This window comes from Caballeronia sp. HLA56 (assembly GCF_054655155.1).
In genome coordinates this window covers 516,935-531,243 of sequence record NZ_BAAHOB010000002.1, presented here as the reverse complement: position 1 = coordinate 531,243, position 14,309 = coordinate 516,935, and the positions used below count along the sequence as shown (strand labels likewise).

The window sequence follows — 14,309 nt, the reverse complement described above, 5'->3', positions numbered from 1 at the left end:
CAGCTCGTGCAAATAATCCCTCGCAGCCGGCGCAGAGCGCGCAAACTGCGTGTCTGCGGAAACGTTCTGCGAGCAGCGATCATGCACTCACCCATACATGGCCCACGACCTTTCGTCGAACAAAACCGGGGACTCGACCCGCGCCGGGACGATCTGTTCTTCGCGGCCGCCACCACCACGCGCACGCCGATGCTGGTGGCGGACGCGCGCCTTCCCGACTACCCGATCATTTTTGCCAACGATGCCTTTCGCAAGCTCACGGGTTACACCGACGCCGAGATCTACGGCCGCAATTGCAGGTTTCTGCAAGGTCCGGACACCGACCTGACGGCGCTTGCCGATCTCCGCGTCGCGCTGAAAGAAGGCAGAGAGTTTGCCGCCGAAATCCTGAATTATCGAAAGGACAAGACGACATTCTGGAACGAGCTTTTCATTGCGCCCATCTTCACCGAAGAGAACGAACTCGTGTACTTCTTCGCGTCCCAGGTCGATGTGAGCCGCAGGCACGAAGCCGAAGAAGGTCTGCATCAGGCGCGGAAAATGGAAGCGCTCGGTCAACTGGCCGGCGGCGTGGCGCACGATTTCAATAACCTGCTGCAAGTCATGGTCGGTTATGTCGATCTGCTCGACCTCAGCGTCAAGACCGATGCACGCGACGAAACCATCCTGAAGAACATCGCCAAGATTCGCGGCGCGGTCAAAACGGCGTCGTCGCTCACGCAGCAAATGCTGTTGTTCGCGCGCAAGCAGGTGCTGGTCGGGCGCACGGTGAACCTGAACGGCATCTGCGACGACTTGCTGGAACTCGCGCGTCACACGCTCGGCGACACCATTTCAATCCGCACGGAATTTGCCAGTGACTTGCGCAATTGCCAACTGGACGTCGGGCAACTCGAAATGGCCATGCTCAATATCATCCTGAATGCGCGCGACGCATTGAGCGGCCAAACCGACGCGCAAGTGCTCCTGCGCACGGATAACTTCGAACTGACGAAGGCCAATTCAACAGGCCTCGTCGATCTACCCGAAGGACGCTACGTCACGCTATCCATCACCGACAACGGCACGGGCATGACGCCGGAAGTCGCCGGCAAGGTGCTGACGCCGTTCTTTACCACCAAGGGCCGTGGCAAGGGCACGGGGCTTGGCTTGAGCATGGTGGCTTCGTTCGCGCGTCAGACAGGCGGCGCGCTCACCATATCGTCCGACTACGGCGTCGGCTCGACGCTCACGTTCTATTTCCCCTCGGTGGATGTGGCCGAGGAGGCGTCGCAAGACACCTCGCACGTGATCAGCCAAAGAGGAACCGAGAAAGTACTGATCGTGGATGACCGGCGCGACGTGGGCGAAGTCGCGCAAGCCATGCTCGACGAAATGGGCTATTCGACGAAGCTCGCGCTCAACGCAGCGGACGCGCTGGCCATTCTCGCATCCGACGAAGCATTCGATTTGCTCTTCACGGACTTCGTGATGCCGGGTGCCTTGACCGGCGCGGGACTCGCGCGCGAAGCCAAGCGTCTGAAGCCCGAACTGCGTGTACTGGTGGCGACGGGCTACGCCGAAACCATCGAGGATATCGCCGATGCAAATGGCGTGCGCTTCAAGGTCATCCACAAGCCTTATCGTCAGGCCGATCTTGCACGCGAAGTACGCCTGGTGCTGGACGACCCGCGCTGGCGATAACGTCGCCGTGCCTATCCGCTAAAACCGTTCGATCCTGCACGACCTCCCCCGCTTCAGATGCGACGCTCACGTCATGGCAGCAACGCTATCAACGTCCGGGAGTCGTCATGGCAGATCATCGGAAAGTGCAAGGCATCGAGCTCTACGACAGCCCGGCAGGCGGCTGGGGGGCGCTCAACGCCACCGCGCGCGCCGTGCGGCAGCAAATGGACGCCTTCAAGGCGCCGCTCACGCTCTTGCGCACCAATCAGCCCGACGGCTTCGACTGCCCCGGCTGCGCGTGGCCGGATAAAGAGCATCGCTCGACATTCCAGTTCTGCGAGAACGGCGCCAAGGCCGTGACTTGGGAAGCCACCAAGAAGCGCGTCCCGCCTGAATTCTTCGCCAGACACACCGTCACGTCTTTGCTCGAATGGTCCGACTACGACCTCGAAAACGAAGGCCGCCTGACGCATCCGATGGCCTACAACAAGACCACGGACAAATACGAGGCCATCGAATGGGACGCCGCGTTCAAGCGCATCGGCGAAGTCATGCGTTCGCTCGCCTCGCCGGATGAAGCCGAGTTCTACACGTCGGGGCGCGCATCGAACGAAGCCGCCTTCCTGTACCAGCTTTTCGCACGCGAATACGGCAGCAACAACTTCCCCGACTGCTCGAACATGTGCCACGAAGCGACGAGCGTCGGCTTGCCGCAATCGATCGGCATCGGCAAGGGAACGGTCTCGCTCGAAGACTTCGATCATTGCGAACTGCTCATCGCGATGGGACACAATCCCGGCACGAACCATCCTCGCATGATGGGTACGCTGTGGGAAATGGCGCGGCGCGGCGTGCCCATCATCGTGTTCAATCCGTTGCGCGAGCGCGCGCTGGAACGTTTCGCCGATCCCCAAGACGCCGTCGAAATGGCCACCATGCGTTCGACGGACATCGCCTCTTCGTACTATCAGGTGAAAGTGGGCGGAGATGCGGCGGCGCTCAAGGGCATTCAGAAGGCGATCATCGCGCTCGACGACGCCGTCGATGCCGATGGCACCGTCATCGACCATGAGTTCATCCGAGGCCACACGAACGGCTACGAAGCCTTCGTCGCCGATCTGCACGCCACCGAATGGGCCGATATCGAGAAAGCCAGCGGCCTCACGCGCGACGAACTCGAACTCGTCGCGCGCGCCTACGTGAAGTCGAACGCGACCATCGTCACGTATGGCATGGGAATTACGCAGCACAGCAAGGGCACGGCCAACGTGCATCAGATCGCCAATCTGCTGTTCATGCGCGGCAACTTCGGCAAGCCGGGCGCGGGCATCTGTCCGTTGCGCGGACATTCGAACGTGCAGGGCAATCGCACGGTCGGCATCACGGAAAAGCCGCCCGCCGACATGCTCACGCGCATGGAAGCGACTTACGGCTTCGTGCCGCCCAAGGCGCATGGGCACGACGCCGTGCGCGCCATTCAGGCCATTCTCGATGGCAAATCTAAGGCGCTGTTTTGTCTGGGCGGCAATTTCTCGGTCGCCCTGCCCGACTCGACCAAATGCTTCGCCGCCATGCGCAAGCTCGATCTTGCCGTGCACATCAACACCAAGCTCAATCGCAATCACCTTCTCACGGGCAAGGAATCGTTCATCTTCCCTTGTCTCGGGCGCACGGAGATGGACGAGCAGGCGAGCGGCGCGCAAGCCGTGACCGTCGAGGATTCGATGTCGATGGTGCATGCCTCGCGCGGCAAGCTGCCGCCCGCGTCGCCTTCGTTGCGCTCGGAGCCTGCGATCATCGCGGGCATTGCGCAGGCGACGCTCTTGCATAGCAAAGTGCGCTGGCTCGACATGATTGCCGACTACGACCGCATCCGCGATGGCATCGAAGCCGTATTCTCAGGCTTCGAGCGCTTTAACGAGCGGATTCGCATACCGGGCGGTTTCCGCCTGCCCTTGCCGCCGACCGAACGCGTGTGGACGACGCCATCGGGCAAAGCGGAGTTCATCACGTTTGGCGGACTGAACGAAGAGAACGCGCTCGAAGCCGACGACGTGCTCAAGCTCACGACCTTGCGCAGCCACGACCAATACAACACGACGATCTACGGACTCGACGACCGCTATCGCGGCGTGTTCGGCCGTCGCGATGTGATCTTCATGAACGAAGCGGACATGGCCGTGCAGCAGCTCGAACATGGAGATGTCGTCGATGTCGAAACGGCCCTGCCTGGCCATGCCAACGATGGCACGCAGAAGCTCGCGGGCTTCACGGTCATCGCGTACAAGATCGCTCGCGGCTCCATCGGGGCTTATTATCCCGAGGCGAACGTGCTGGTGCCGCTCGACTACATCGACAAGGAAAGCGGCACACCATCGTACAAGTCGGTGCCTGTGCGCATAGCGAAAGCAGCGGCCGCCTAATCCGATGCCTGCGTCCCGAAGCCCGCCGACAAGCCGCTCGCCCGCAGCACGCGCGCCTGCACCGCGCGCTCGACGACACTCTTGCCGCCCGCGCTCGCGATCGTGAGAAAACGCCGCGCCCGAGTAATGCCGGTATAGACCAGCTCGCGCGTCAGCACGGGGCTCAAGCGCTCGGGCAGCACGAGCGCCGCATGCGTGAACTCGGAGCCTTGCGACTTGTGCACCGTGAGCGCGAAGACGGTCTCCACGGCTTGCAGACGGCTTGGCAGCACCCAGCGAATGCGTTCGCTGCCATCGCCCGCGGCGAAGGCTACGCGCAGGCTCCAGGTGCCATCGTGCACCGGCAAGGCAAGCGTGATGCCGATATCGCCGTTCACGAGCCCAAGCTCGTAATCGTTGCGCGTCACGAGCACCGGGCGGCCGAGATACCACTCCGCGTTCGCGGCAATCAAGCCTTCCTCGTGCAGCATGCGTGCAATGCGCTTGTTCAGCCCTTCCACGCCCCACGCGCCGCGACGCAGCGCGCACAGCAACTGAAACGCGTCGTGAGCGTGAAGCACCGCGCGCGCCCATGCGTCGAAGGCGGCGGCGGCGGCGTCGTGGGCGGGCTGCCGCTCGCGCATCGTTTGCAGATAATGCCGATAACCCTGACGCTCCGATACTTCGCTGGCGTGCCCCGCCGTGCCTTCCACGGCGAGCGCCTTCAGCACCGCGTCGCTATCCGGCGGACATTCGACGAAGGCGAGATCGTCGTGGCCATGCGACCAGACTTTCTGGACTTCGAGCGCATCGCCCTTGTTGACCGCATCGGCGAGTTGCCCGATACCGCTCGCCGCCGAGAAGCGATGACTCACCCGCAGCATCGCGATGGACTGGTCGAGCGCGCTGCCGTTCGCATCGATGTATTCGCCGTCTAAATGCTCGCCCGTCGCCGCTTCGATCCACGCTTGCGTTGCGGGCGTGTAATGCGCCTTCGATGCGCGTCTGCACAATTCGCCGAGTACCGCGCCCGCTTCGACGGACGCAAGCTGGTCCTTGTCGCCGAGCAGGATCAGGCGCGCGTCCGGCGGCAGCGCGGCGAGCACGGCGTTCATCATCTCCAGATCGACCATGGAGGCTTCGTCGATCACGAGGACATCGAGCGACAGCAAATTCTCCGCATGATGCCGAAAGCGCCGCGAATCCGGCACCGTTCCGAGCAAGCGATGCAACGTGGTCACGGCGACGGGAATCGCCGCGCGGATGTCGGCGCCGTTCGCGAAGGCATCGAGCGGCAGTCGCGCGACCGCGCCCGCGATCGATTCGTTCAGACGCGCGGCGGCCTTCCCCGTTGGTGCGGCGAGGCGAATGCGCAACGCGCGCGCGTCGCCGCCCGTGGCAAGCGCCTGTGCCTGCAATAACGCCAGTAGCTTGACGACGGTCGTGGTCTTGCCCGTGCCCGGCCCGCCCGTCACGATGCTGAAGGCGCTTTTGGCGGCGAGCGCGCAGGCGATCTTCTGCCAGTCGGTCGCCGCCGATGCGGAGGAAAACAGCGTGTCGAGCGCGGCGCGCAACGCGGCTGCATCGGGCGCGTTCGCGGAGGCATCGAGCCGTTTCCGAATGGCGCGGCACACGTCCTGTTCGTAGCGCCAGTAGCGCCGCAGATAAAGCCGCGTGCCGGTGAACACGAGCGGCGTCGCACCCGCGCCATGGCCGACGAGCGCGGCATGCGTCAGCGCTTCCTGCCAGCACGCGAGTGTCACGCCTTCGAGCACTTTGGATGGCAGCAGGTCTTTTTCCTCGTCGTCGCTCGCGTCCGGGTCGAGATGGCCATCGGGCGGCAACGAGAGCACGAAGCCGGGATCGGCCAGCGTCGCGGCGAGATCGAGGCAGGCGTGTCCGCGTCCGAGTTGATGGCTCGCCAAAGCCGCCGCGAGGATCAGCAGACCGTGCGCGTCGGCGGCTTCGCGGGCGAGGAAACGGGCGAATGCGGCATCGACTTCACGCAGCCATCCCCGCTTTACCCAGGCATCGAGCAGATGCGCGGTGTCTTCGGTCGTATCGAAGACGGATTGCGTGAGTTCGCTCTCTTCGAAGGAAAATTCGGCTTGCGTGCCGGACGGCAAAAGGCTCATTCCCACTCCGTTTCTGCGATGACAGCGCGGGCCTCGCCCATGAACAACGCGTCGAGTTGCTCGATCAGCGCGCGTGGCGGACGTTCGGCGTAGAGACCTTGAGTCGGGGCGTCGAGGCCGCGCACGAAGAGATAAACCGCGCCGCCGATATGCTCGTCGTAGTCGTAATCCGGCTGACGCGCCTTGAGCAGCCGATGCAACGCAAGCGTGTAAAGCACGAACTGCAGGTCGTACCGCGAGCGCAGCATCTGCGCGCGAATGCGCTCGGTCGTGTAGGCCGAATCGTCCGAACCGAGCCAGTTCGACTTATAGTCCGCCACGTAATAGCGCCCTTCGTGCTCGAACACGAGGTCCATGAAGCCCTTCAGCATGCCGTTGAGTTGCGCGTGTTCGAGCGTGGGCCGCGCGGCGCCGCCGGCCGTATGCGCGCACACGAGCCGGTCGACGGCGGTCGTGTCGACGTGCCGCGCCTCGAACCAGAACTCCATTTCGGCGAGCGACGTGTCGAGGTCCGCCAGCGCAATGGCAGTCGCGCGCATGCCGTGCGCGGCCTTCACGACGAAACGCGTCGATACGATCTTCAGGATCCACGCGGTGAGCGGCGCGATCCAGCGCTCCCAGCCACGCACGGCGCAGCGCCGCGCGACGAGTTCGCGTAACGCGGCGGGGTCGTCGGCGGTGTGTTGGAAGCCTTGTTGCGCGGCCCATTCCAGCAAGTCGTGCAAGAAGCTGCCTTGCTCCGAGCCACGCGGAAAGTCATGCAGCGTGCGTCCGGACGATGACACCGCGCGCGGTGCATCGGCGTCTTCTTCCTGCGACGCTTCGCTTTGCGCATCGCGCGTTTCGATGAAGACGTCTTCGACCGGCGTATCCGGCGCGGCATGCGTGCCGCCCGACGTCTTGAGACTCGAATAGCTCGCTATCCACCAGGCTTCGCGCACCACGCGCACCGACTTGCGGGCGTCGCTGGCGAGCGCGGTTTCGGCACGCGCGGCAAGGCGCTCGGCGCGAGCCTCGGGTGCGGGCAAAACCGCGATATTCGCCGATGCCCCGAACACATCGCTCAGCCGGTCGAATAATTCGGCCGGGACGACAGGCTCCCGCCCGCCCGTCAAATAACCGATGGCGCTGCGTTCGAGCGCTTCGAGCGGCGCCATGCCGATCCACGTCGCATAGCGCGCGCGCGTCAGCGCCACGTATAACTTGCGCAGGTCTTCCCCGAGGCGTTCGTCGTCGGCCTTGACGAGGATGTCTTCGTCGCCGTCGAGCGTAACGTTGAGCTCGCCGGTTTCATCGTGCCATTTCAAGGGTAGATCCTTCGGCGTCACCGCACGATGCGCGCACGCAAAAGGCAGAAACACGAGCGGATACTCCAGCCCCTTCGATTTGTGGATGGTCACCACCTTGACGAGATCGCCGTCGCTTTCCAGACGCATCTGGCGCGCATCGCCGCCGCTGCCTTCGAGCGCCGCCTCGTGTTCTTCCACCAGATGCCGGATCAACCCGTGCTCGCCTTCGATCAGCACGCTTGCCTGTTGCAGCAGTTCGGCCAGATGCAGCAGGTCGGTCAGCACGCGCTCGCCGTTGCCGGCTTGCAGTTCGAAAAGACGCGCGGGCACGTCGAAGTCGTTGAGAAGGCGCCGCAGCATCGGCAAGACGCCCTGACGCCGCCAGCTTTCGCGATAGCCGCGAAATTGCAGCACGCACGCTTCCCATTGCGTTTCGTTGCTGAAGAGCGCGTCGAGTTCGCCGAAGTCGAGTCCGAGCGTCGGCGTGGAAAGCGCGGCGCGCACGAGCCGTCCGTCTTCCGGTTCCGCGCAGGCGGCAAGCCAATGCACGAGTTCGCCCGCCTGGTCACTCGCGAATACCGAGTCCTTGTCCGACAGATACACCGAACGCACGCCGCGCGCGCGCAACTCCCGCCGGATGGCTTCGGCTTCGGTGCGGTTGTTGACGAGCACGGCGAGATCGGCGGGAGAGAGCGAACGGCGGCCACGCGATCCCTCGAAGCCCGCTTCGCCGCGCTGCCCAAGGTTGAGCAAACGCACGATTTCGCTTGCGCAGCCCGGCGCCATCCGCTGAATGTAGGCGGTCTTGCTCGTCGGCTTGCCGTCGTCGCTGGGCGGCAGGCACCAGACGGTGAGCGCGCGTGGCGTTTCGCCATCGATGACGAACGCATCGTCGCGGCCTTGCGCGCTCACGTTGATGAACGGCACCGGGTTGTCGTCGCCGCTGCGAAACAGGAACGCGCCTTCGCCGTCCGCGCGCGCTTCGGCCATGTCGAAGCAATGGTTGGCGGCATCGACCATGGCGGCCGTCGAGCGGAAGTTCTTCGCGAGCGTGAAGAGTTGCGTGCCCGGCGCGCGGCGCGCGGCGAGATACGTGTAGATGTCCGCGCCGCGGAAAGCGTAGATGGCCTGCTTCGGGTCGCCGATCATGATGAGCGCCTGTCCCGCGTCTTGCGCGTGATAGACGGCATCGAAGATACGGTACTGGACGGGATCGGTATCCTGGAACTCGTCGATCAGCGCGACCGGAAACTGATGACGGATGACTTCGGCAAGACGCGCGCCGTTCGCGCCATGCAACGCGGCATCGAGCCGCGCGAGCAGATCGTCGAAGCCCATTTGCGCGCGCCGTGCCTGTTCGCCCGCAAAGCGCTCCGCGACCCAACGCGCCGCGTGCGTGAGAATCTCGGTGCGGCTCGCTTCGAGTGCGATGAGATCGGCCTGCAAGGTCAGCATGGCTTCGAAGGCTTCATGTGACGGCGGCTCGCCTTCGCAATGCTCCGCGAGCGCGGTGGGCGTAAGCCGCGACCACGCGGTGCTCGTCAGATCGGGCATGAGCGCGTGCGGGTCGTGCGCCCATTCGACGAGCGTCCTGAGCCAGCGGTCGCAATCGCTTTTGCCGTAACTGCGCGGCTTGAACCGCTTGGCAAGCCGCGCCTGATCGATCAACTCGCCCATGATCTCGGGCCACGTCTTCCACGGCTCCTTGATCTGCGCGAGACGCAAGGCGCGCGCATCGAGCACATCGGCGGGGGCTTGCGCATCGGGCAAACGCTCGGCTAGGTCGATGAGATTGCGCAGCGTCTTTTGCAACTCGCGCGGACCGGATACCCACGTGGCCACCGTTTCCGCGCGGCGTTCGTCGAGCGGCGCTAAAAACGTGCGCCAGTAATCTCGTACGACTTGCGCCAGCAGATCGCTTTGATCGGTTTCGAGCGTCTGGTCGAAGAGGCTGTCGCTATCGAACGCATGCTCGCGCAGCATGCGGTTGCACCACGCGTGAATGGTCGACACCGCCGCCTCGTCCATCCATTCGGCCGCGAGTTGGAGCCGGCGCGCGCAGGCAGGCCACGCTTCGGGCTCGTATTCTTCGCGCAAGGCCTGCAGCAGGTCTTCGTCTCCAAAGTCGAGCGCTTCGATTTCGTTTGCGTCTTGCTGGAAGTAGCGCGCCGCTTCGGTCAGCCGCGCGCGGATACGGTCGCGCAGCTCCTTGGTCGCGGCATCGGTGAAGGTGACGACGAGAATCTCGGGCGGCGTGAGCGGGCGCGCCGCGCCGTTGCCGGGATCGTGACCGAGCACGAGCCGCACATACAGCATGGCGATGGTGAAAGTCTTGCCCGTGCCCGCGCTCGCCTCGATCAGACTGCGCCCCGCAAGCGGAAAACGCAGTGGATCGAGCGGCTGGACGGTCTGCGAATCGAATGCGTTCATGCCTTGGCAGCCTTCTCTTTCTTGACCACGGTAGAGACGAGCGGGTCGAGCAGATGCTCCGCCAGTTCCGCGAATTCGCCGCTTGCCGCGAGCGCGGCGAAGTGGGGATACGCACGCAGTAGCGAGGCATTTTTCTGCACTTCGCCCTTGTTGTAGTCATCGCCTTCGTACTTGCGGCGCGCGGCGCCGTGCGCTTCGGCGGGCTCGATGCGATGTTTGAAAAGCCACTCGAGCGCGGATTCCAGCGCGAACGGCAGCGGCCGCGTCATGCCGCGCTCCCAGACCTGCAGAAGCGTGGTCATATGCCGCCGCGCCACGCTCGCTTCGAGCGGCGCGAATTCGACGACGCCCTTCTTGCTGACGATCACGGTCGTTACCTCGCGTCCGTCGAGATTCGCCGCGAGGTGTTCCACCCATGCGCCCGTGAGCCTTGCATACCGATACGCCTTGCCCGAAACGAGTTCGCGCGTTTCCATGATGAGGCGTGCCTCGCGGCCATCGGCGTCGGCGCGCCAGTTGCCGAGCCAATCCGCGAGCGCGAGCGTCTGCGTCGCGCCTTCGATCGTGAAGCGCACTTCGCGATCGCGCTCCATAGCCACCGGCCAGCGCTCGACCTCCTTGCGCCACGCTTCGAAGAGCTTGTCCATCGGTTCGAGCAGCTTGCCGCTCGCGATGTCGCCGAAGCCGCCCGTCGCCAGATCGCCACGGCGGCGGATCATCGCCATGCGGGTTTCGCGGGCTTCTTCCAGCGCGCCTTCTTGCAACGCGCCCGTTTCGTTCAATATCGATGCCTGCGCGCGGATCAGTTCGTCCTGAAGCTTCCAGATGGCGAGCGCATCGAGCTCGAAAGGCTCGTCGTCCTCGCTCGCCATCTGCTCCACTTCGAACGACACGCGCAGACGTTGCCGGAAGAACTGGCGCACCGGATTCTTCAGAAAGTCGGCGAGTTCGCGCAGCGTGAGCGGCTCTTCGCGCACGAGCGGCGCGAGCGTTGCAAGCGGCGTGTCATCGGATTGGGCGTGCCCCGGTCGGCTCGACGCCCGCCATTCGGCCGCATAGGTAAAGAGCGGCGATGCCTCGTCGTCCGCGTTGAAGTAATCCGCGCTGAACGGTTGCAGGCGATGCTCCACGGTCAGCGCATTCACGAGCGATGCGGCTTCGTCGAAGAGACGCCAGCCTTGCGCCAGATGATCGCGCAGTTGCCCGATCAGCACCGAGGGCGGCCGCTCGCTGTTGTCGTTGATGCTGCGCCCGACCCACGAAACATACAGATGGTCGCGCGCCGACAACACCGCTTCGAGCAGCAGATAACGGTCGTCCTCGCGACGCGAGCGGTCGCCCGGCCGGTAGTAGCCGCGCATCAGGTCGAAGTCCATCGGCACGCGCGCGCGCGGATAGTCGCCGTCGTTCATGCCGAGCAGGCAGACGTGACGGAACGGAATGGCGCGCATCGGCATGAGGGTCGCGAAGGTCACCGCACCCGCGAAGAAGCGCTGCGACAGCGCGCCCTGGTCGAGTTGCGAAAGCCAGTAGTCGCCGACGACGGAAAGCGGCAATTCATCGTCGAGGCCCGCTTCGTTGCAGGTGTCGAGCCAGTCCTGCAGCACGTTGTCGAGACGCGCGAACGTGTAGGCGTCTTCGGCGTCGTCGCTCTCGAAGAACGCGACGCGCAGCGCGCGCAGGCGTTCACACCAGACAGGCACGGTGGCCGGCTCGCGCAGACTGCGCCAGGTGTGATCGAGCGCATCCAGAAGGCGCACGAGCGGCCCGAGCAACGCGGCATCAAGGCCGCCGACTTCGCCGAACGGTTCGATGTCGTTCCACGCTTGCGCATCGCTACCGACGGCGTAGCCGAGCAGCATGCGGCGCAACCCGAACGCCCACGTATGCGGCGCGGCGCTTGCCTGATCGCGCGGCAAGCCGAGACTCGCGCGCTGTTCGGCATGCAGACCCCAGCGCACGTTGGCGCCGCGAATCCACGAACGCAGACGCGGCAAATCGCTTTCCTCCATGCCGAAACGGCGGCGCAACGCGGGCACGTCGAGCAGATCGAGCAGATCGCTCACCGCGAAGCGCGAGTGCGGCAGGCCGAGCAACGCCTCGAGCGCGCCGAGCAGCGGATCGGCGGCGCGCTGTCCGCGATCGGCCACGCTGAATGGAATGTAGCGCGGATCGCTGCGCTCGAAGAGACCGAACACCGCCTGAATATGCGGCGCGTAGGTTTCGATATCCGGCACCATCACGATGATGTCGCGCGGCCTCAATTGCGGGTCCGCATTGAACGCGGCGAGCAACTGATCGTGCAGGATCTCGACCTCGCGCTGCGGGCTATGCGCGATATGAAAGCGTATCGACGTATCGAACTCCGGGTCTACTTCGGGCCAGTGGTCGCGGCTTTCCCGCACCGGCCGAAGGTCGCGGATATCGTCCTGCAACTGCTGCAGCATGGTGTCGGCTTCGCGCTCTTCGAAGAGATCGATACGCTGCCCGATACTCGCGAATTGCGGGCTATAACTCTCGCGCGCCTCGGCGCTGTCGAATTCGTCCAGCAAGCCGATGAAGTCGCGTCCCTGCTTGCCCCACGACGCAAGCAGCGGATGCGCATGCAGATGCAACTGTTCCGGCTGCAATTCGGCGGGCGCGCCTTCGCGACGCGTCTGCCGCGCGTGCGAGGCGCGCAGCAATTCCTTGTCGGGCACGATGTCGGCCCAGTAATGCGCGCACGGATTCGGCACGCACATGAGCACCTGCGACCAGCGCGACAACGCCGCCAGCGCTTCCAAGGACTGACGCGGCAGACTCGATATGCCGAACACCACGATGCGGCGCGGCAGGCCCGCCGGCCGCTTGCCTTCCGGCCAGCTCGCTGCGCGCTGCATGAAGGCTTCGTGGACCGCCGCGCGGCCGCCGAGCGACGAGATTTCGTTGGGATTGTCGTGCGGGCTTTGTTCGACATCGGCCAGCAGCGCGCGCCAGAGCGCCGCCTGCCAGCGCTGTTCGGCGGGTAGCGCATGCGCCTGCCCGCGCGCGTCGATCACGACATCCTCGCCCGAGGCCCACTTCGCGAGCCAGTCCGCGCGATACATCTGATACTGATCGAACAGATCGGCAATGCGCTCGGCCAGTTGAAAGCGCTTGCGGCGGTCGTCGTCATGACGGATGAAGCGCCGCAGCGGTTCGAATTCCTCGCGCCCGACGAGCGCGGGCACCACGCGCATGAGCCGCCAGACGACGCGCGCCTTGTCGAACGGCGAGACTTCCGCGACCGCGTCCGCGCCCAGCACCGCGCGATACGCCTGCCAGATGAAGCGCGAAGGCAGGCTGATATCGAGCGCGGCGGCGATACCGCAACCGCCCTCGCCGCTCGCGGCATCCACATGCGCGGCGAGCGCCAGCTTGAGCCACTGCGCGATACCGTTGCTTTGCACGAGGATAATCTCGTTTTCCAGCGGGGCGAGCGGATAGCGCTTCATCCACTCGACGAGCAGATCGCGCAGCCGCTCGGAGCGGTTGCCGTGGATGAGCATGAGCCCCGGCGACAGCGAATTCGGCTTCAAAAAAGGCTCCGTGAAGAGTTCGACGGCGACAAGACATCGATTCTAAGCGACGCAGCCAGCGGCCCGCGCGCATGGGTAACCTACAAACCGTCGTCACGCGGCTTGCGCCCGCACAGCGCGGGCGCGTCGCTTAACCGTTATGCTTGCAAAAAAGAACGCTGTAACAACGGAGACGACATCTCATGCTGACGATCTGGGGCCGGGCCAACTCGGTCAACGTACACAAAGTGCTATGGTGCTGCGACGAACTCGGGCTCGCTTACGAGCGCATCGACGCGGGGCTGCAATTCGGGCGCAACAACGAACCCGACTATCTCGCGATGAATCCGACCGGCCGCGTTCCCACGCTCGTCGACGACGACTTCGTGTTGTGGGAATCGAATTCCATCATTCGCTATCTCGCGATGCAGTACGGGCAGAATCAGGCGCTCTATCCGGCGGAACCGAAGGTGCGAGCGAGCGTGGACCGCTGGCTGGACTGGGCGCTTTCCACGCTGCAACCCGCCGAGCGGCCCGTGTTCTGGGGCTACGTGCGCACGCCCGCAGCCGAGCGCGACCCCGCTCAACTCGATAGCGCCGCGCGCGAAGTCGAGAAACTCTGGCGCATGGTCGACGCGCATCTCGAAGGGCGCGAGTATTTCGAAGGCAGTACCTTCACACTCGCGGATATCGTCATCGCGGCGTATGCGCGGCGCTGGTTCGGAATCGCGGAACTTGCGCGTCCGACGCTGCCGGAGCTCGAACGCTGGTATGGGCAACAGGCTTCGCGCGAAGGCTTCCGGCGCCATGTCTCGGCGCCGCTGACCTGAACTTCCACCCGGCATTGAAGCA

The 14,309-nt window shown here is 64.5% G+C and carries 6 protein-coding genes; 3 read left to right on the top strand and 3 right to left on the bottom strand.

Annotated elements, in window-relative coordinates; genetic code table 11:
- Positions 1-81: 81 nt before the first annotated feature.
- Together ACYQ47_RS08820 and ACYQ47_RS08815 are read left to right on the top strand one after the other, a co-directional pair.
- Entirely contained in the window at positions 82-1,683 is a 1,602-nt protein-coding gene (locus ACYQ47_RS08820; RefSeq protein ID WP_250494479.1) for a histidine kinase famiy protein, read from the top strand.
- A 107-nt stretch (positions 1,684-1,790) separates the two neighbouring features.
- Positions 1,791-4,088: an FdhF/YdeP family oxidoreductase gene (locus tag ACYQ47_RS08815; protein WP_250494478.1), complete on the top strand. Its 2,298-nt coding sequence runs from the start codon at positions 1,791-1,793 to the stop codon at positions 4,086-4,088.
- Here the strand turns inward: ACYQ47_RS08815 and recD are convergent.
- The 3 genes from recD to recC are packed head-to-tail and all read right to left on the bottom strand — an operon-like array spanning position 4,085 to position 13,478.
- Entirely contained in the window at positions 4,085-6,202 is a 2,118-nt protein-coding gene (gene recD, locus ACYQ47_RS08810) for an exodeoxyribonuclease V subunit alpha (protein WP_459905129.1), read from the bottom strand. The genes ACYQ47_RS08815 and recD overlap by 4 nt on opposite strands.
- Positions 6,199-9,921: an exodeoxyribonuclease V subunit beta gene (gene recB, locus ACYQ47_RS08805; protein WP_459905128.1), complete on the bottom strand. Its 3,723-nt coding sequence runs from the start codon at positions 9,919-9,921 to the stop codon at positions 6,199-6,201. The genes recD and recB overlap by 4 nt, the downstream gene beginning before the upstream one ends.
- The gene (gene recC / locus ACYQ47_RS08800) at positions 9,918-13,478 is read right to left on the bottom strand and encodes an exodeoxyribonuclease V subunit gamma (protein WP_459905127.1); all 3,561 of its coding nucleotides are present in this window, start codon (positions 13,476-13,478) and stop codon (positions 9,918-9,920) included. The genes recB and recC overlap by 4 nt, the downstream gene beginning before the upstream one ends.
- Before the next feature lie 182 nt (positions 13,479-13,660).
- Between recC and ACYQ47_RS08795 the strand changes: the two genes are divergently transcribed.
- Positions 13,661-14,287, top strand: a complete 627-nt coding sequence (locus ACYQ47_RS08795; protein WP_459905125.1) for a glutathione S-transferase family protein — start codon at positions 13,661-13,663, stop codon at positions 14,285-14,287.
- The last annotated feature ends 22 nt before the right edge of the window (positions 14,288-14,309 follow it).

Bases quoted from the DNA above. Each gene is read 5' to 3' on its own strand.
- recB (WP_459905128.1), bottom strand. From the start codon at position 9,921: ATGAACGCATTCGATTCGCAGACCGTCCAGCCGCTCGATCCACTGCGT.
- recD (WP_459905129.1), bottom strand. From the start codon at position 6,202: ATGAGCCTTTTGCCGTCCGGCACGCAAGCCGAATTTTCCTTCGAAGAG.
- ACYQ47_RS08795 (WP_459905125.1), top strand. From the start codon at position 13,661: ATGCTGACGATCTGGGGCCGGGCCAACTCGGTCAACGTACACAAAGTG.
- ACYQ47_RS08815 (WP_250494478.1), top strand. From the start codon at position 1,791: ATGGCAGATCATCGGAAAGTGCAAGGCATCGAGCTCTACGACAGCCCG.
- ACYQ47_RS08820 (WP_250494479.1), top strand. From the start codon at position 82: ATGCACTCACCCATACATGGCCCACGACCTTTCGTCGAACAAAACCGG.